Origin of the sequence: Rhodanobacter sp. OR87 (assembly GCF_000473345.1) — a bacterium.
Lineage (GTDB): Bacteria > Pseudomonadota > Gammaproteobacteria > Xanthomonadales > Rhodanobacteraceae > Rhodanobacter > Rhodanobacter denitrificans.
The window spans coordinates 17,403-35,659 of sequence record NZ_AXBJ01000010.1 but is presented as its reverse complement, the minus strand read 5'-3'; the positions used below and the strand labels follow the sequence as shown (position 1 = coordinate 35,659).

Sequence of the window (18,257 nt, the reverse complement as noted above, 5' to 3'; positions counted from 1 at the left end):
CTCCCGGTGGCGCGAGCCGCGATGCGACTCGACCTTCGCCCGCAGCGTATGCGCCGCGGCCGATCGCCCCGCAGGCGCGGCATGCGGCAGCTGCAGCACGAATGAATACGTATGCACACCGGTGCTGATCGCAACAGGGCTGAGGCTAAGCTGATCGCCATTCCATGACGGGTGCGCAAATGTGCCCGCCTCATCGCGGGGACACGTCCTAATGAGTGATGCACCCTGGTGGCGCGGAGCCGTCACCTACCAGATCTATCCGCGCAGTTTTCTCGACACGGACGGCGACGGCGTGGGCGATCTGCCGGGCATCATCGAGCGGCTCGACTACGTGACCGGCCTTGGCGTGGACGCGATCTGGATCGCGCCGTTTTTCAAGTCGCCGATGGCCGACTTCGGCTACGACATCGCCGACTACCGCGACGTCGATCCGTTGTTCGGCACGCTGGCGGATTTCGACGCGCTGCTGGCGAAGGCGCACGCGCTGGGGCTGAAGGTGATGATCGACCAGGTACTCAGCCACACCTCGGCCGAGCACGCGTGGTTCCGCGAAAGCCGGCAGAGCCGCGACAACCCGCGCGCCGACTGGTACGTGTGGGCCGAGGCGAAGGACGACGGCAGCGCGCCGAACAACTGGCTGTCGCTGTTCGGCGGCAGCGCCTGGCAGTGGGAGCCGCGCCGCGGCCAGTACTACCTGCACAACTTCCTGACTTCGCAGCCGGACCTGAATTTCCACCATCCCGACGTGCGCGCGGCCATTCTCGACAGCGTGCGCTTCTGGCTCGACAAGGGCGTGGACGGCTTCCGCCTGGACGCGATCAACTTCTGTTTCCACGACGCCCAACTGCGCGACAACCCGCCCAAGCCGAAGGAGAAGCGCACCGGCCGCGGCTTCAGCCCGGACAACCCGTACGCGTTCCAGTACCACTACTACAACAACACGCGGCCGGAGAACCTGGCCTTCCTCGGCGAGCTGCGCGCGCTGATGGACCGCTACCCGGGCGCAGCCACGCTGGGCGAGATCTCCTCTGAGGATTCGCTGGCGACGATGGCCGAGTACACCCGCCCCGGGCGGCTGCACATGGGCTACAGCTTCGAGCTGCTCACCGACGACTTCAGCGCCGCGCACATCCGCGGCACGGTGCAGGCGCTGGAAGCGCAGATGACCGACGGCTGGCCGTGCTGGGCGATCTCCAATCACGACGTCGAGCGCGTGCTGACCCGCTGGGGCGGCGGCCAGCCATCCAGGCAACTGGCCAACCTGCTCACCGCGATGCTGTGTTCCCTGCGCGGCTCGGTGTGTGTCTATCAGGGCGAGGAACTGGGGCTGACCGAAGCGGAGCTGCCGTACGAGGCGCTGCAGGACCCCTACGGCATCGCGTTCTGGCCGCAGTTCAAGGGCCGCGACGGTTGCCGCACGCCGATGCCGTGGCACGACGCCGATGCGCAGGCCGGCTTCAGCCGCGGCACGCCGTGGCTGCCGGTGCCGCCGGAGCACCGCGCGCTGGCGGTGAACCGGCAGGAAGCCGACGCGCATTCGGTACTGCACGGCTTCCGCACCTTCATGCACTGGCGCAAGTCGCAGCCGGCGCTGCGCTGGGGCGACATCGCCTTCATCGACACCGCCGAGCCGGTGCTGGCGTTCACCCGCCGCCTGGACGGGCAGGCCGTGCTGGTGGTGTTCAACCTGGATGGCTCCGCCGTCGACGTCGACTTGCCCGCCGCATCCGGCGAGCTGCAACCGCTGGATGGCCATGGCCTGGCGAGCGGCTGTCTCGACGGCGGCCGGTTGCGATTGCCCGGCCACGGCGCGTGGTTCGCCCGCGTGGCGTAATGGCGCCGCGCCGCCGCCCGCTCGTGTCGTGGTGGCTGCTTGGCGTGCTGCTGCTTGCCGGCTGCGCGCCCGCCCTCGCGGCGGATGCCGTTGCCGGCGACGAGCCGGTGCAACTGCAGTTCGATGCACCCGCGTTCGCGCCGCAGCGAATCAAGGTGGCCGTCTATCTGCCACCCGGCTACGCACGGGCATCCGGCCGCCGCTACCCGGTGCTGTACGCGAACGACGGCCAGGACATGACGGCGGTCGGCCTGCAGCCGACCCTGGCGCAGCTGTATCGGGACCAGGCGATCGAGCCGCTGATCGTGGTGGCGATCCGCATGCTCGACGACCGCGCCAGCGGCTACGGCCTGTCCGACCGTGCCGCGGCGCGCAGCCTGGTCGGCGGTTCGCGGATCGGCCCGATCGGTATGCGCGCGCAGGACTATTCCGCATGGGTCGCCACCGCGCTGGTGCCGTATGTGGACACGCACTACCGCACGCGCCGGTCCGCGCGCGGGCGCACGATGCTGGGCTGGTCGCTCGGCGCGTTGAACGCGTTCAACCTCGGCTGGCAGTACCCGGAGGTATTCGGTCAGGTCGGCGCGTTTTCGCCCTCGTTCTGGCTGGCTGCGGACCGCAGCAGCGCCACTGCGATCCAGCACACGCGGCTGGCACAGGCGATGGTCGATCATGGGCCCGGGCGCGCGGGCCTGAAATTCTGGTTCGCGGCGGGTACGACGGAGGAAACCGCGGACCGCGACGGCGACGGCATCAACGATACGGTCGACGACGTGCAGGACCTGCTCGAAGGCTATCGCGGCGCCGACGGCTTTCGCGCACGTGGCCTGAAGCAGCTCGGCTATTCGATCAACCTGGACTACGCGGGACATCCGTCGCGCAGGGCGGATGCCTCGCTGTTCCTGTTGCCTGGCGGCCAGCACGACCAGGCGTCATGGAAGCGGATGCTGCCGCCGTTCCTGCGCTGGGCCTACGCCCGGCCCCGGCAAAAACCGTTGTAGGAGCCCGCTGGCGGGCGATGCTCTTGCTCTGAATCTCCGGAGCAGAAGCATCGCCCGCTAGCGGGCTCCTACATGCAGATGACAGACCGCGAACCTATTTCCGCTCGGCGGCGCTGGCGTCGCGGATGCCGCGGAACTCGGAGTCCTTGCTCCAGTCCGGCCACTGGCCGGAATTCGCCAGCTGGCTGCCCACGGCGTAGAGCAGCTGCAGGTCGCGCGCCATGCCGGTGAACGACCAGCTGGCCTGCCATTCGTCGGACGGCTGGTGGTAGTGCTTGGCGACGTATTCGTCCTCGGCCGCCTTGCCGGCCTTCAGACCGCCGTTGACCCAGTCGTTGCCGGAGCCGAACGAGATCGCCGGCACGCCGCGCTTGGCGAACGAGAAATGATCGGAGCGGAAGAAGTGGCCGGCCTCCGGCTTCGGGTCGGCGGTGTAGCTCATGCCGTACTGCTTCGCGTCGGCGATCAGGTCGTCCAGCAGGCCCAGCTTGGCGCTGCCGGAAATGGTGAAGTTGCGCGCGGGGCCGTGCGGGTCGAGCGCGTCCATGTTGAGCACGCCGGCGGTGGTGGCCAGCGGGTACAGCGGGTTGGCGGCGTAGTACTCGGAGCCGAGCAGGCCCTTCTCCTCGGCGGTGACGTTGAGGAACACCACCGAGCGCTCGGGCCGCGGTGCGTGTGCAAATGCGCGGGCCAGCTCGATCAGCGCCGCGGTGCCGGTGGCGTTGTCGACCGCGCCGTTGTAGATGCGGTCGCCCTTCGCGTCGGGCTGGCCGACGCCGAGGTGATCCCAGTGCGCGCTGTAGATCACCGTCTGCTCCGGGTGCTTGCTGCCCTCGATGCGGCCGACGATGTTGTGCGAGGTGATCACGCTCTTGTCGACCTTGAAGCTGGCCGACAGGCTCTCGCCCTTCAGCGTCACCGGCTTGAACGCCCGCGTCTGCGCCTGCTTCTTCAGCGCGTCGAAGTCCAGCCCGGCGTGCTTGAACATCGCAACCGCGAGGTCGCGCTGGATCCACGCCTCCAGTTGCGGATGCACGGCCGAGGGCTGGTCGCGCACGATATCGAACATCGTGTTGGTGTTGGAGTTCTTCACCGTGGCCCAGCCATACGAGGCCGGCGCGGTTTCGTGCACGATCAGCAGGCCCAGCGCACCCTGCCGCGCGGCTTCCTCGTACTTGTAGGTCCAGCGGCCGTAGTAGGTCATCGCCTTGCCGCCGAAGTCGCCGTGCCCGGTCTCGAAGTCGGGGTCGTTGACCAGCACCACGGCGATCTTGCCGTGCAGGTCGACGCCCTTGAAGTCGTCCCAATGGCGCTCCGGCGCCTTGACGCCGTAGCCGACGAACACCAGCGGGGCGTTCTCGATCGCCACCGCGGTCGAGCCGTCCATCGGTGCGCGCACGGCGATCTGCCCGCCCTGGCTCAGGGCTTCGTGTTTGTCGCCGAGGGCGAGCGTGAGCTTCGGCGTGCCGATGATCTGGCTGCGTCGCAGCGGCACCGCCTGGGTCCAGCCGCGCTTGCCGTCCTTGAGGTCGCCGCCGGGCTGCAGCCCGGCGGCCTTCATCTGCGCCACCACGTAGTCGATCGTCTTCGTCTCGGCCGGCGTGGCCGGACCGCGGCCTTCGAACGCGTCCGAGGACAGCGTCTTCACTTCGGCGGAAAGGCGTTCGGTGCTGAAGGCCGGGACGTCGGCGGCCTGCGCAGCAGAGCACGCGGCGATGATCAGGGCGGAGAGGAGCAATCGCTTCACGGGCAGTCACCGGTCGGGGAAGAGGTTCCCCGATGGTAGTGAGCATCCGCCGACAGGTCTATCCGGTGCCGGGCGACATGTTCCTAGTACGTACCGATCACCTTGCCGCTGGTGGGGTCGATCTTCAGCTTGACGTGGTTGCCGGCGGGGTTTCTGGCCTTGGCCGTCCACATGCCGTCCTCGAAGTCCACGTCGTGCACGTGCGTGTAGCCCTGGGTTTCCAGCGCCGCGCGCACGTCCTGCTTGCTCAGCCGCGACACCTGTTCATCCGGATACACCTGGCCGGTGCCGGCGTCGATGCGCAGGTCCACCCGGCTGCCGTTTGCGCTCCTGGCCTCGGCGTACCACATGCCGTCCCTGAACTTCAGGTCGTGCACCTTGGTGTAGCCCTGCGCGGTGAGCTGGCTTTGCACCTGCGGTTCGGTCATCGCCTGCTGCGCCGCCGCAGCGGTGGGGAGTACCAGTACCGGCGTTGCCAGCGCCAGGGCGAGGGTCAGTGGGGCGAGCTTGTGGGTCATGGCGGGGCACCTCGTTGCTTGCGGGAAACCCGAGTCTCGGGTCGACCCGTTCAACCGGCAGTGAATGCGGCCTGCCGGCGGCAGCGCGCGTTCAGGCAGGTGATGCTGGCGTCAAGCTTTTCCCGGGCACGCCGATATCTTGTGCTCGTGCCCGGCAGCCACCAGTTGGCTATAGTGCCGGCTGGACAGGGGGACGAGGTTTCGATGAGCGAGCGATCTTCAGGACCGCAGGGCACCCGGTTTTTTTCCACCGAGGCGTTGCGGCGGTACGCCAGCGACGCCGAAAGCGCGACGGAGCGCCCGATCAGTGTGCGCGAGCCGGTGCTGGAAGGCAGCAGCCTCGGCATCGAAGGCCATCGCTTCGCCTTGGGGCCGGGCCGGCAGGCGATCGGCCGCCGCGCCGACAACGAGATCGTGATCGACGACCTCAGCGTATCCGGCAACCACGCCTGGATCACCAATCAGCGCGGCCGCTGCGTCATCGTGAACACGTTGTCCACCAACGGCACCTTCGTGAACGACCGGCGCATCCACGAGGCGGCCTTGCGCCACGGCGACCACATCCGGCTGGGGCAGGCGGAGTTCGTGTTCCTGACCCGCGAGCACGGCCAACCGGAACCGGCATCGCGGCGCCGGATCGTCGTTGCCGTGCTGCTCGCCGCCGTGGGCGCGCTGGCCGCGCTGGCGTGGTGGTTCTTCGGGTCGCCGTGAGCGAGGTCGCCATCCCGCAGCAGGTCGGCCGCTACCGCATCGAGGGTGTCCTCGGCGAAGGCGCGATGGCGGTCGTCTATGCCGGCTTCGACCCGGACATCGAGCGCAAGGTGGCGATCAAGTGCCTGCACCGCGAGATTGCCGCCGATCCCGTCTACCGGCGCCGCTTCCTGGTCGAGGCGCGCGCCGCCGGCCACCTGACCCACCCGCACATCGTCACCATCTTCGACGTCGGCGAGACCGACGACGGCCGTTCGTACATCGCGATGGAGCGGCTTTCGGGCGAGACGCTCGCCAGCGCGGTCACCCGCGAAGGCTTTCCGTCGCTGCCGGTGATCATCGACCTGGTGGGTCAGCTCGCCGCGGCGCTCGACTATGCGCATGCGCGCGGCGTGCTGCACCACGACGTCAAGCCCGAGAACATCATGCTGGCCGACGGCTGGAGCTACGCCAAGATCAGCGACTTCGGCATCGCCGAGCGCCGCGGCGTGCTGCGCGATGCCGGCGGGGTATCCGCGGAAGTCGGCGGCACCCCGGCCTACATGGCGCTGGAGCGCCTGCGCGGCGAGCGCACCGACGCGCGCAGCGACCTGTTCTCGCTGGGCGTGGTGCTGTACTGGCTGCTCACCGGCAAGCTGCCGTGGCCGGACATCGGCAACCCGCAGCAACTGGTCAGGAAGCGCCTGCGTTCGCCGCGCCCGCCGATCCGCCCGCGCGACCCGGCCACGCCGTCGATCCTGGTCAGCATCGTGCGCACCCTGCTGGCGCCCGCGGCGGAGTCGCGCTACCAGCGCGGCGCCGAGGTCATCGAGGACCTGCGCCTGGCCGCGCGCGAGTACGAGCGCGAGCGGGAAGACCCGCTGGCGACCCGCATCATTTCCCTGCGCCTGCGCTGGGCCAGCAGCCTGGGCGCGATCCTGAGCCTGGTGCTGGTGCTGGGGCTGGCCGCGATCTACGCCAAGCAGAGCGCCGCAGTGACCGGCGTGGCGCTGGATTTCGGCAGCTCGATGGGGCGCATGATCGCCAGCGAGTCGGCCGAGAACCTGCTGCTCGGCGACCAGGCCGCCACCCGCGCGCTGGTCACCGACGTTTCGCGCAACCGGCAGATCCGCTACCTGGCGATCGCCGACCGCGACGGCGGCGTCATCGCCAGCACGCAGCCGCAGGAGGTCGGCCAGCGGCTGTCCGCGCCGGATGGGGAAAAGTACCTGCCGCGATCGGGCGACATCCAGAGCTACCTCAGCCGCACCGCGGGCGGGCGCGAGCAGGGCGGCATGCTGTTGTTCGACGTGCCGATCCATTACCAGGCCAAGACGGTGGGCGACCTGCGCCTGGGCATCAGCAATGCGGCGCTGCGTGCGGCACAGCGCACCACGTTGTGGGTGATCGCCGTGGTGCTGGTGCTGACCCTGGCGGCCGTGGTCGGCGCGGCCTACTGGCTGTTCCGTCGCCCGCTCAACACGCTGGACCTGCTGGGCGACGCGTTGCTGAAGGTGGCGCGCGGCGACTTTCGCCATCGCATCCGGCTGGCCCGCCGCGACGAGCTGGGCCGCCTGTTCGCCGCCTTCAACCTGATGAACGGCGCGCTGCAGGCCCGCCAGCACCGGTCCGGAATGGCCGCGCCGGCTGCCGTCGAGGACGTCACGCGACCGACGCGGATCATGTCGGCGGCCAGCGAAGAGGGCGCCGGCGAGTCCTGAAGCTGCGGCTCAGTATTGCTTGAGCCGCTGCTTGAGTTCGCGCGCGCGGGTGCGGTAGACGATCGCCGGCTCGTAGTCCGGCGCGATCGCCAGGATCCGGTCCCACAGCGCGATGGCCTGGTCCAGCTGCTGGTCGCGGTACAGCACGATCGCGCGCTCGTGGTACGAGTCCAGCAGTTGCTTGCGCAGCGCCGCCGCGCCGGTCCCGGCCGGCTTCAGGCCGGGGTCGAGGGTCAACGCCTGGTCGAGGCGGGCCAGCGCCTGCTGCCGATGGCCCTGGCCGAGCAGGGACACGCTCTCCTCCTGCAGTCGGCGCGCCGCCGTTGCCGGCGATTCGCTGGCCCGCACGATCGCCGTCGGCAGCACGGCGTCCGCCGGCACCGCGGCCGCGGCATCGGCAGACAGCGGCATGTGCAGCGTCTCGCCGACGCGCAGCCGCGAAGGGTCGGTCGAGCCGTTGTAGCGGGCCAGGATCAGGAACTGGTTCGCGTCGCCGAGATAACGCTCGGCCAGGGTGCTGTAGGAGTCGCCCGGCTGCACCACGTGTGCGCGCCAGCGCTCGCCCAGCAGTTGCCGCGGATCGGCGGTGAGCTGGCGCAGCATGGCGCGCGCCGCACGGTCGCCCGGATGCTGTTCCAGGTAGTGCCGCAGGGCCTTTTCGCCTTCGGCGTAGTGTCCGGACTGAAGCTGGTTGCCGATCGCGGCCAGTGACCGCCCGCCGGACGCACTGGCCGCCGTTGACGCCGCCGTCGCCGTCGGCGGGGACGATGGCGTGGTCACCACCGAGGAATGCGCGCCGCGCAGCGAGCTGCAGCCGCCCGCGCCCAGCGTGGCCAGCATCGTCACCATCAGCGCCAGCTTTCGCCATCGGCCGGTGGTGTCAGACGGCAGGGCGTGGGCGTCGATCGGTGTGTTCATCGTGTGGAGCTTCGCTCTGGCGGCATTCATCTAGGCCTTCCGTGTGCGCCGGGGCTTCGCCTGCGCCGCCGCGATCAGTTGCTGCAGGTAGGTGATGCCTTCCTCTTCCGGGAAGAACGCCACCACGTCGGCCACGCTCAATTCATGCCGTCGGCGCAACGCGAGGAATTCCTCGCGCGCCCGCGCCAACCGCTGCGCCGCCACGGCCTTCTTGCCGAGCGGCTTGGCCGGCGGCGGTTCGGCCTGGCGTTCGAGCCTGGTCAGTTCTTCCTGGAACTGGCGGAAATCGTATTTCTGGGTGGTCATGAAGTAGAGGGTATCGGTGGTTGGTCCGATTTTCGCACGTCAGGCCATGCCGCGCAGTCGTGCCGTCCTTGGCCTTGCTCCGGGCCGGCCTTTCGCCGATCGGCGTGTGGGCATGACGGACCCGAGCGCTGATTGGAATGATTGTGGCGCCCGCAGCCCGCCACTCGTCATGCCGACGCCCCGGCTTGCAGTGCGCAAACCAGCCTTCAGCGTTTTCACGGGAAGGTCACTTGTGCAAAGCCTAAGATTGTGACTCACGTCGCAGTTTTGTCGACGGAAGGACTGGCCGCTGCGGGGATGCAGGGGAGGCTCAAGCATGTACGGATTATTCCGATTTCGTGCACTGCACTGGCAATTGTTGCTGGTCTCGGTCGAGTTTGTACTGTTGCTGGCGAGTGTCTATGCCGCGGTAGTGCTGCGTTACCTGGGCGATGCCGGCGCCCAGGATGCATTCAGGCAAGCGTTGCACTGGCGGGGGCTGCTGGTGGCGGCGATGCTGATTGTCTCGATGACGGCGCTGGGGCTGTACCAGATCCATCTGCGGGCGGGCTGGCTCGGGCGGCTCAGTCGGCAAGGCGTTGCCTTCTTGCTGGGCGGTATTGCGCTTACCGTGGTGTACTACATGGCTCCTCCGGCCTATCTGGGTCGCGGGGTTCTGGGCATCACGCTGGTAGTGGGCTACGTCGTTGTGGCGTTGTGGCGGGCGGCATTCCTGGAGTTCGTGGACGCCGACCTGTTCAAGCGCCGGGTGGTGATGTTCGGTGCCGGCGAGTGCGCCGTCGAGGTGAGCCACAAGATGCGTCGCAGGACTGATCAGCGCGGGTTCAAGGTCCTGGGTTACGTGCCGGTCGGTACCGATCCGGTGTCCATTTCCGCGCCTTTGCTGCTGCATCCCGACGGGGCCCTGTACGAATGGGCGGCCCGCTTTGGCGTGGACGAAATCGTGGTGGGGCCGGACGATCGCCGCGGCACCTTGCCGGTGGACGCGTTGTTGGAATGCAAGCAGCGCGGCGTGGCAGTGACCGAGCTCACCGAGTTTTTCGAGCGCGAGGCCGGCAGGATCAAGATGGATCTCACCAACCCCTCGTGGCTGGTCTTTTCGGATGGCTTCAACAGCTCGCCGGTGCGGCGCACGATCAAGCGGGCTTTCGACGTGGTCGTCGCCGCGCTGGTCTTGCTGGTGGCGTGGCCATTGATGCTGTTGACGGCCCTGGCCATCCGGCTGGAGTCAGGTCGCGGCGTGCCGATCCTGTACCACCAGGAACGAGTGGGCGAAAACGGCGAGCTGTTTTCGCTGATCAAGTTCCGCAGCATGTGCATCGACGCCGAGCGCGACGGGGTGGCCCGCTGGGCCAGCAAGAACGACGGCCGGGTGACCCGGGTCGGGCATTTCATCCGCAACGCCCGGCTGGACGAGCTGCCGCAGCTCTGGAACGTGCTGCGCGGCGACATGAGCATCATTGGCCCGCGCCCGGAGCGACCGCAGTTCGTGGCCGACTTCAACACGCGCATCTGCTATTACCGCTTGCGCCATTGCGTGAAGCCGGGGCTGACCGGCTGGGCCCAGCTGCGCTACCCGTACGGTTCGTCCCTGGAGGACGCCGAGCAGAAGCTGAATTTCGACCTGTTTTACGTGAAGAACCACAACCTCGTGTTTGATCTGGCCATCCTGGTCCAGACCGTGGAAGTGGTGCTGTTCGGGCGTGGTGCACGCTGAAATCGAAGGGAACAGAGGAGAACATGCGATGAGACCGCTCCCGGGAAACTGCGTCTTCTGGCTGATGATAGCGGCTGCCTTGCTGCTTGGCGGCTGCAGAAGTGCACCGGTCATCGATGGGTCGGCCGCGGCGCCGCCGACGACGACGGAGCACTACATCATCGGTCCGGGCGACTCGCTGGAAATTTTCGTGCGCGACAATCCCAGCCTGAGCACCACGGTGCCGGTGCGCCCCGACGGACGTATCTCCATCCCGCTGGTGCAATCCATCGTGGCCGCCGGCGAAACCCCGGAAAAATTGGCTGGCGACCTGGAAAGCGCGTTGAGCCGCTACGTCCGTTCGCCGCTGGTGACCGTGATCGTCAAGAGTTTCGTCGGCGCCTATAGCCAGCAGGTGCGCGTCGTCGGGCAGGCAGCGATGCCCAAGGCGGTCCCGTACCGCAGCGGCATGACCCTGCTCGACGTGATGATCGAAGTCGGTGGCCTGGCCAAATTCGCCGCTGGCAACGACGCGAAGGTGGCGCGTCGCCTGCCCGACGGCAGCGAGCAGACCATCCCGGTGCGGCTCGGCGACCTGATGAACGGTGCCATCAAGTACAACATGGTCATGCATCCCGGCGACATCCTGATCATTCCGCAGTCATTGCTTTGACGCGCGACGCGCACGAATACATGGCAACCGTCGACGACATCGGGGAAGGCAAGTGATGCAGAAACAATCGATCGATTTGCGTGAGTTGTTTCAGCATGTGCTGCTGGAGGCGCGCACCACCTGGCGCTATCGCTGGCATGCGCTGATCGTCGCGTGGTGCGTGGCGATCGTCGGCGCGATGCTGGTGTTCAGCCTGCCGAACAAGTACGCGGCCAGTGCCCAGGTGTATGCCGACACCGAGGCGTTGACGAATCCGCTGCTGCGCGGGGTGGCGGTGCAGCCCGATGTGCGTGGGCGCCTCCAGATCATTACCCAGACCCTGCTTTCGCGCCCCAATCTCGAGGCCGTGGCGGACAAGACCGGGCTGTCCCTGCGCGCCACCACCCCGGCGGACAAGGACGAGTTGCTGGAGAACCTCGGCGCTGCCGTCACGGTGAAGGGTGCTGGCCCCAAGGACCTCTACAACCTCAGCTATGCCGACCCCAACCCCAAGATGGCGCAGAAGGTGGTCCAGGCGTTCCTGCAGATACTCATGAACGACACGCTGGGCGCGAATACCGTATCCACCGACACGGCGCAGAATTTCCTGCAGCAGCAGGTCCAGGCTTACAGCAACCGTCTGAACGAGGCGGAGCAGAAACTCGCGGATTTCCAGAAGGCCAATGTCGGCTACATCCCGAACCAGGGCGGCAGCAGCTATTCCACGCGGCTGCAGGCGGCCGAGACCCAGCTGCAGAACCTGCAGGACCAGTACGACACGGCCGTCGCCAGCCGCGCGACCATCCAGCAGCAGATGCGCTCCCTGGCGAGCAGCGGCCCGACTTCGTCGGGAATCGATCCACGCACCCAGGAGATCGACACGCAGATTGCGTCTTACCAGCAACGGCTCAACCAGCTGTTGCTGAGTTATACGGACGAATACCCGGACGTGATTTCCGCCCGGCGCATGATCGCGCAGCTGCAGGAGCGGCGCAAAGCCATGCAGAAGAATGCCCCCGGGACCTCGGTGATGGGCGTGGTCTCGGATAATCCGGTGTACCAGGAAATGCAGAAGTCCATGTATTCCACCCAGGTCAGCATCCAGACGCTGGCCACGCAAGTCGCCTTGCAGAAACGGCAGATTGCCGACCTCAAGGGCAATGTGGACAAGATTTCCGACGTGCAGGCCACCTTGCAGCGGTTGATGCGCAATTACGACGTCACCAAGAAGCAGTACGACCAGCTGGTGGAGCGTCTGAACACGGCCGAGCTGTCCCAGGACGCAACGCAGAGCGGCAACAATCTGAAATTCCGTGTCATCAATCCGCCGGTCGTTCCGCTGCTGCCGGTGAGCCCGAAGCGCGGACTGCTGCTATTGCTGGTGCTCACGCTGGCGCTGGCTATCGGCGGCGCGTTTGCATATCTCCTGCATAAGGTGAATCCGGTGTTCGTGAGCCTCAAGACTTTGCGGGAGTCCGGCGATTATCCCGTGCTCGGTGCGCTCAGCTTGATCGAGTCGCCGTCGCGGCGCCAGGATCAACGCCGCGAAGTGGTCGGGTTTTGCACCGGGGCTGGCCTGCTGGCCGTGGTGTTGGCGCTGGGGTTCGCCTTTGACGGACAGCTTACCCAGCTGGTACAGCACTTCTTCGTGGTGGGGGTCGCATGAGCATCGTTGAGAAGGCGGTCGAGAAGCTCAAGACCCTGCAGCCTGAGCCGCCGGTTCCGCCACTGGTCGACGTGGAGGAGCCAGCGCATCCGGCGTCGACGATCGAGCGTTTGTCCGGCAGGGCGCGGACGGTGGATCAGGCCGCGGAAACCACGCCGCTCTGGCACGTGGATCAAGGCGCGCTCGAGCGCGCCGGTCTGCTCCCGACGGGTGATGAGGCGAACGATCGGCTTGCCGATGAGCTTCGCCGCGTCAAACGGCCATTGATGGACAATGCCATCGGAAAAGGCGCCAAGGTATTGGCGCACGCAGAGCGCATTGTGGTAACCAGCGCGTTGCCTGGAGAAGGCAAGACCTTTACCGCAGTGAACCTGGCCTTGAGTCTGGCGCGCGAGCTGGATTTCGAGGTGTTGCTGGTGGACGGCGACATACCGAAATGCCATATCACCCGCGCCTTGGGACTCGACGGGCAGCCTGGCCTGATGGACGTGCTGGTGGACGAACGGCGCCAGCCCGCCGAGGTCATCGTGCGGACCGATGTGCCGAATCTGCTGGTGGTGCCGGTAGGGAAACGCCATCCGCTGACGGCCGAGTTGTTCAGCAGCCTGCGCATGGAGCAGGTCCTCGAAGAACTTGGCGGCCGCCATCTGCGCCGCCTGGTGGTGTTCGACTCTTCGCCCTTGCTGGCGACCTCGGAATCGCAGGTGCTGGCTTCCCACATGGGCCAGGTTGTCATGGTGGTCGCCGCGAGTCAGACGGGCCAGCATGCGGTCCATTCGGCGCTGCAAAGTTTGAACGGCTCGCCATATGTCGGCCTGATTCTCAACATGAGCTGCCTGCCGGCAAGCGAGAACTACTACTACAGCTACTATGGCCTGTATCCCCGGGGCCGCCTTGCCGGGGAAGCCTAGATGCGTGCGCTGTCGGCGTCGGTCGTCTTGTCGTCGATCGCCCTCGGAGGCTGGCTGACCGGGGCGGCGGCCCAGAGCGCGGATCCGCAGGCGCCGCCCGTGCTGGATTCGGCTGCCGGCGGATTCGCCGACAGTTCCGAGAATCTGCCGCCGGGCGTCATCCCGCAGCCGAGCATCGACTCTCCGGGAGTGGTCATGGGCGTCACGCTCGGTGAGCTGTACACCGACAACCTCATGCTGGCGCCCAGCGGCAAACCGAAACAGAGCAGCTGGATCACCGAGGTCCAGCCGTTCATCAAGTCGGCCTACAGCGGGCCGCGGTTTTCCGGAGTGTTGAACTACGCGCTCACCGGATATCTGTATTCGGGGCAATCGCGCCATAACCAGGTGGCGCAGAACCTCGACGCCCACGGCACGCTCACCCTGCTTCCGCGGCATTTGTTCCTCGACGGCAGTGCGCTGTACGGGCGCGCGGTCATCAACAGCGAATTGCCGGCCGGGTCGGGCACGTTTTTCCTGGACAACAACCGCGCCAATATCGCGCGCGCCACGCTCAGTCCGTACTGGGTCCAGGATCTCGGCAGCGTGGGCACCGCGATGCTGCGCTACAGCTATGGGCGCGTGCTGTACAACACCAGGGGCATTGCCGCGCAAAACAACGATTCGTTGACCGGCGTGTCCGACATCACCAGCAACGCCCTGCAGCTCAGCCTGGTGAGCCCGCAGTACGAAACATGGAGCTGGAACTTCGGCTATTTCGACCAGCGTCTGGAATCCGATGCCGGGCGCAGCTCGCGTTTTTCGATGGCCAGGCTGGGAGCCGCTGTGCCGGTCCATGACAACGTCAGCTTGATCGCCGACGTCGGCAAGGAAAACAAGTACCTCGCGGATGGCACGGTGGACCGGCTGGGCGCAAGCTTCTGGGACGCCGGCGTCGAATGGTCCAGTACGCTGAATGATTTCAAGGTACTGGTCGGCCACCGGTTCTATGGCCGCAGCTACCAGTTGTCCTGGACGCGTACCGCCGCCTTGCTGACGACGTCCGCAAGTTACGTGGAACGACCCACCGACATCAACCAGCAGTTGCTGGGGCAGGGGTTGGACGCGATCCCGTCGATCGGACTGCCCGGGATTCCCGCACTCAGGGAGCAGCGGGTTTACCTCATGAAGCGCGCCACCGCATCGGCCGCCTACGAGATGCCCATTGGCATGTTGAGGGTGATGCTGTACGACGAGCGGCGCATCTATTTTCTGCTGAACAGCGCCAAGGAAAGAGTGGCGAATGCGCATGTCAGCTGGCTGTTCGATATCGGCGCGTTGACCACCCTGACTCCCACTTATGGCTGGCAGCGTTACCGCTACCAGGACGGGCAAACCAACTACAGCCAGTACGCGCAACTCGAGCTCGTGCATCAACTCGACCCGAAAGACTTCGCCAGCCTGCGGCTGCGCCGCGACTCCCGCCGTGTGCGTGCGGCGGCGTCGGATGTGCGCGGGTACCGCGCCAACGTGATTTTCCTGCAGTTCACCCACCTGTTCTGAGGGCGGCATGTATCAGGCGTTCTACAAGCTGCGCGGCAAGCCTTTCCAGCTGACCCCGGATCCGGGAATGCTGTTTCCCAGCAAGGGCCACAAGCGCGCCATGGCGTACCTGCTCTACGGTTTCGAGCAGGGCGAAGGCTTCGTGGTGATCACCGGTGCAGTCGGCACCGGCAAGACGCTGCTCATCCAGAAGCTGTTCGAGGAACTCTCGCATCGCAACCTTGCCGTAGCCAGCATCGCCTCGGCCAATCTCGATGGCGACGACATCCTGCCGGCCGTGGCTTCGGCGCTGGACCTGCCCTATGACGGACGCAGCAAGGAGGCCCTGCTGCAGGATGTGAAGCGGCACCTTATTTCGCTGCACGCCCGTCAGGCGCATGCCCTGCTGGTGGTGGACGAGGCGCAGACGCTTACCGCGGCGGCACTGGAGATGCTGCGCATTCTGTCGAATCTCGAGTTCAAGGGCCGTGCGCTCCTGCAGATATTCCTGGTCGGCCAGACCGAACTGCGGCGCGTCATGGTCAGCAACCACATGGAACAGTTGCGTCAGCGCATCATCGCCTCCCATCGGCTTGAGCCGATGAGCGAGGAGGAAAGCCGCGCGTACATCCTGCACCGCCTGCATACCGTCGGCTGGAGCAACGATCCGGACTTGGCACCCGAAATTTTTACCGGGGTTTACCGGGCCAGCCGCGGGATCCCGCGCAAGATCAACCTCATCATGGACCGGCTGCTGCTGCACGGTTACCTGGAAGAACTGCACGACCTGGACCAGGCGGCGCTCACCGTCGTGCTCGACGAGATCCGCGACGAGATGCCGGGCGTGCCGCCGACACTGGAAGTATCCGCCGCGCTCCAGGACCTGGACCTGACGCGTGACGCCGCGTCATCGCAACGGGATGGCGGGCTCGCCTCGATGGATCTCGAACGCAGCAAATTCATGTTGCAGCTGCTGCGCGAAGAGGTCCGGCGCAGGGAAGTGCTGCTGGCTGCGTCGTCGATGGCACCGGCCGTGGACGAGGCCGTGATCACCGACATGCGCTATCCGCGTTCGAGCCAGGAAGGCAAATGAGCGCCTTGCCGCCACCGCGCGATCCGGTCACCAACGCCATGACGGTGGATGTGGAGGATTATTTCCAGGTGGCAGCCTTCGAGGAGTGCATACGGCGCGAGGACTGGCCGCACTGGCCCGTCCGCGTCGAAGGCAATACCCGGCGCGTGCTGGAGCTTTTCGAGCGGAACGGTGTGCATGCCACCTTCTTCGTGCTGGGCTGGGTGGCGGAGCGCTTCCCTGCGCTGGTGCGCGACATCAGCGCCGCCGGCCATGAGATAGCGAGCCACGGTTTCGGCCACGAGCGTTTGACGCATCTGAGCCGGGCGGAGTTTCGCGACAGCATCACGCGTACAAAACGTCTGCTGGAAGACGTTACCGGCACTGCAGTGCATGGCTATCGGGCACCCAGTTATTCGATCGGACCCACCACGATGTGGGCCCACGACGAATTGCACGAAGCCGGTTACCGCTACAGTTCCAGCATCGTGCCGATTCATCACGATTTGTACGGCATGCCGGCGGCGCCGAGATTTCCGTTTTTCGCGGAGCGTTCCGGCCTGCTCGAGATCCCGGTGACGACGGTGCGCCTGTGCGGGCGCAACTGGCCGTGCGGCGGCGGCGGCTATTTTCGCCTGCTGCCGTATGCGCTGTTCAGGCGCGGCCTGCGACGCGTCAACCGGCGCGAGCGGCGCGCCGGAGTGTTCTATTTCCATCCATGGGAAGTGGATCCGCAGCAGCCACGGGTGCCCGGCGCGACGCTCAGGAATCGGGTGCGCCACTATTTGAACCTGAGCCGCACGACGCCCCGACTCGAGCGGCTCGTGCGCGATTTCCGTTTCGACCGCATGGATCGGGTATTTCTCGCCCGCAGCCACGCCGACTACCCGGTGGTGGCGCTGCAGGCCGTCGAACTCTATGCGCATTGACGGGGGATGCGACATGCTCGACCGCGCGGACGACAGCCATTCCGCCAATCCTTGCGTCGTCAAGCGCCTGGAAAGAGGCGACGAGCAGCGCTGGGACGCGTTTGTCGGCGGCGCTTCGCGGGCCACGTTTTTCCACCGGGTGGCCTGGCGCGGAATCCTCGAACAGGTGCTTGGCCATCGTTGCCACTATTTGTACGCGGAACGGGACGGGGCGATCACGGGCGTGCTGCCGCTCACCGAGATGCGCAGCCGGCTGTTCGGTCACGCGCTGATCTCGACGCCATTCTGCGTGTACGGCGGGGTGGTGGCGGACGACCCGGACAGCGAGGCACAGCTCACCGAGGCCGCTGGCGCGCTCGCCGACGAATTGCGTGTCGATTATCTCGAACTGCGCGACCGCGAACTGCGCCACCCCGCGTGGCCGGTCAAGGATCTGTACGTCAGCTTCCGCAAGGCAATCTGTGCGGACCACGACACGAATCTCAAGGCGATCCCGCGCAAGCAGCGCGCCATGGTGCGCAAGGGCGTTGGCGCCGGCTTGCAGGCGCGCCACGACGGCAGCATCGCCGAGTTCTACCGGGTGTACGCCGAGAGCGTGCGCAATCTGGGTACGCCGGTGTTGTCGCGCAACTATTACGCGAGCCTGCAGCAGGCGTTTGGCCAGGATTGCGAGGTTACCGTGGTCACCCACCAGGGGCAGCCGGTGGCCGCGGTCATGAGCTTCTACTTTCGCGACGAGGTGCATCCGTACTACGGCGGCAGCGTGGCGCGTGGCCGCGATCTGGCGGCCAACGATTTCATGTACTGGGCGGTGATGCAACGTGCGGTGGAGCGCGGCGCCCGGTTGTTCGACTACGGCCGCAGCAAACGGGACAGCGGTTCCTACCACTTCAAGAAGCACTGGGGCTTCGAGCCGCAACCGCTGCCCTATGCCTATTACCTGGTGCGTGCCGGGACCGTTCCCAATATCAGCCCCGCGAACAGCAAGTACGGCCTGTTCATCGAAGCGTGGAAGCGGCTGCCGCTGCCGGTGAGCCGTGCGCTGGGGCCGTGGCTTGCGCGGGATCTGGGTTAG

General features: G+C 66.5%; 16 protein-coding genes. 12 read left to right on the top strand and 4 right to left on the bottom strand.

The genetic code is table 11. The features are described 5' to 3' along the window. The first annotated feature begins 211 nt into the window (after window positions 1–211). Together RHOOR87_RS0110570 and RHOOR87_RS0110565 are read left to right on the top strand one after the other, a co-directional pair. Window positions 212–1,834 (top strand): alpha-glucosidase family protein, encoded by a 1,623-nt coding sequence (locus RHOOR87_RS0110570; RefSeq protein WP_015448582.1) that lies wholly within the window; start codon window positions 212–214, stop codon window positions 1,832–1,834. Then, window positions 1,834–2,835 carry an alpha/beta hydrolase-fold protein gene (locus tag RHOOR87_RS0110565; protein WP_015448581.1) on the top strand — a complete coding sequence of 334 codons (1,002 nt, stop codon included), beginning with the start codon at window positions 1,834–1,836 and terminating at the stop codon, window positions 2,833–2,835. Before RHOOR87_RS0110570 ends, RHOOR87_RS0110565 begins: the two co-directional genes overlap by 1 nt. A gap of 94 nt (window positions 2,836–2,929) precedes the next feature. On the opposite strand, the gene RHOOR87_RS0110560 is transcribed toward RHOOR87_RS0110565, so the two are convergent. Both RHOOR87_RS0110560 and RHOOR87_RS0110555 read right to left on the bottom strand, forming a co-directional pair. Then, window positions 2,930–4,582 carry a M28 family metallopeptidase gene (locus RHOOR87_RS0110560; RefSeq protein ID WP_015448580.1) on the bottom strand — a complete coding sequence of 551 codons (1,653 nt, stop codon included), beginning with the start codon at window positions 4,580–4,582 and terminating at the stop codon, window positions 2,930–2,932. An 83-nt stretch (window positions 4,583–4,665) separates the two neighbouring features. Next, window positions 4,666–5,100 carry a PepSY domain-containing protein gene (locus RHOOR87_RS0110555; protein WP_007511504.1) on the bottom strand — a complete coding sequence of 145 codons (435 nt, stop codon included), beginning with the start codon at window positions 5,098–5,100 and terminating at the stop codon, window positions 4,666–4,668. 204 nt (window positions 5,101–5,304) lie between these two features. Here RHOOR87_RS0110555 and RHOOR87_RS0110550 point away from each other — a divergent pair, with 204 nt between their 5' ends. Further along, the gene (locus RHOOR87_RS0110550) at window positions 5,305–5,811 is read left to right on the top strand and encodes an FHA domain-containing protein (RefSeq protein WP_015448579.1); all 507 of its coding nucleotides are present in this window, start codon (window positions 5,305–5,307) and stop codon (window positions 5,809–5,811) included. After that, a complete protein-coding gene (locus RHOOR87_RS0110545) occupies window positions 5,808–7,511 on the top strand; it encodes a protein kinase (protein ID WP_015448578.1) in 1,704 nt (567 codons plus the stop codon). The genes RHOOR87_RS0110550 and RHOOR87_RS0110545 overlap by 4 nt, the downstream gene beginning before the upstream one ends. A 9-nt stretch (window positions 7,512–7,520) precedes the next feature. Here RHOOR87_RS0110545 and RHOOR87_RS0110540 read toward each other — a convergent pair whose 3' ends face one another. Beyond that, the gene (locus RHOOR87_RS0110540; RefSeq protein WP_027484993.1) at window positions 7,521–8,459 is read right to left on the bottom strand and encodes a LysM peptidoglycan-binding domain-containing protein; all 939 of its coding nucleotides are present in this window, start codon (window positions 8,457–8,459) and stop codon (window positions 7,521–7,523) included. Then, a complete protein-coding gene (locus RHOOR87_RS0110535; protein ID WP_015448576.1) occupies window positions 8,460–8,735 on the bottom strand; it encodes a hypothetical protein in 276 nt (91 codons plus the stop codon). Between the two features lie 316 nt (window positions 8,736–9,051). Between RHOOR87_RS0110535 and RHOOR87_RS0110530 the strand changes: the two genes are divergently transcribed. Genes RHOOR87_RS0110530 through RHOOR87_RS0110495 form a run of 8 tightly spaced genes read left to right on the top strand, consistent with a single transcriptional unit; the run spans window position 9,052 to window position 18,257 of the window. Continuing rightward, window positions 9,052–10,452 carry a TIGR03013 family XrtA/PEP-CTERM system glycosyltransferase gene (locus tag RHOOR87_RS0110530; protein ID WP_027484992.1) on the top strand — a complete coding sequence of 467 codons (1,401 nt, stop codon included), beginning with the start codon at window positions 9,052–9,054 and terminating at the stop codon, window positions 10,450–10,452. Then, window positions 10,391–11,104, top strand: coding sequence for an XrtA/PEP-CTERM system exopolysaccharide export protein (locus tag RHOOR87_RS0110525; RefSeq protein ID WP_231381765.1), 714 nt, complete (start codon window positions 10,391–10,393; stop codon window positions 11,102–11,104). The genes RHOOR87_RS0110530 and RHOOR87_RS0110525 overlap by 62 nt, the downstream gene beginning before the upstream one ends. Window positions 11,105–11,159: 55 nt before the next feature. Beyond that, complete coding sequence (locus RHOOR87_RS0110520) at window positions 11,160–12,749, top strand: XrtA system polysaccharide chain length determinant (protein ID WP_027484990.1); 1,590 nt, start codon at window positions 11,160–11,162, stop codon at window positions 12,747–12,749. After that, the gene (locus RHOOR87_RS0110515; protein WP_027484989.1) at window positions 12,746–13,660 is read left to right on the top strand and encodes an AAA family ATPase; all 915 of its coding nucleotides are present in this window, start codon (window positions 12,746–12,748) and stop codon (window positions 13,658–13,660) included. The genes RHOOR87_RS0110520 and RHOOR87_RS0110515 overlap by 4 nt, the downstream gene beginning before the upstream one ends. Further along, the gene (locus tag RHOOR87_RS0110510) at window positions 13,661–15,202 is read left to right on the top strand and encodes a TIGR03016 family PEP-CTERM system-associated outer membrane protein (protein WP_027484988.1); all 1,542 of its coding nucleotides are present in this window, start codon (window positions 13,661–13,663) and stop codon (window positions 15,200–15,202) included. 7 nt (window positions 15,203–15,209) lie between these two features. Then, entirely contained in the window at window positions 15,210–16,274 is a 1,065-nt protein-coding gene (locus RHOOR87_RS0110505) for an XrtA/PEP-CTERM system-associated ATPase (RefSeq protein ID WP_015448572.1), read from the top strand. Beyond that, window positions 16,271–17,182, top strand: a complete 912-nt coding sequence (locus RHOOR87_RS0110500) for an XrtA system polysaccharide deacetylase (RefSeq protein WP_007511481.1) — start codon at window positions 16,271–16,273, stop codon at window positions 17,180–17,182. Before RHOOR87_RS0110505 ends, RHOOR87_RS0110500 begins: the two co-directional genes overlap by 4 nt. A 13-nt stretch (window positions 17,183–17,195) precedes the next feature. Then, a complete protein-coding gene (locus RHOOR87_RS0110495) occupies window positions 17,196–18,257 on the top strand; it encodes a FemAB family XrtA/PEP-CTERM system-associated protein (protein ID WP_007511479.1) in 1,062 nt (353 codons plus the stop codon).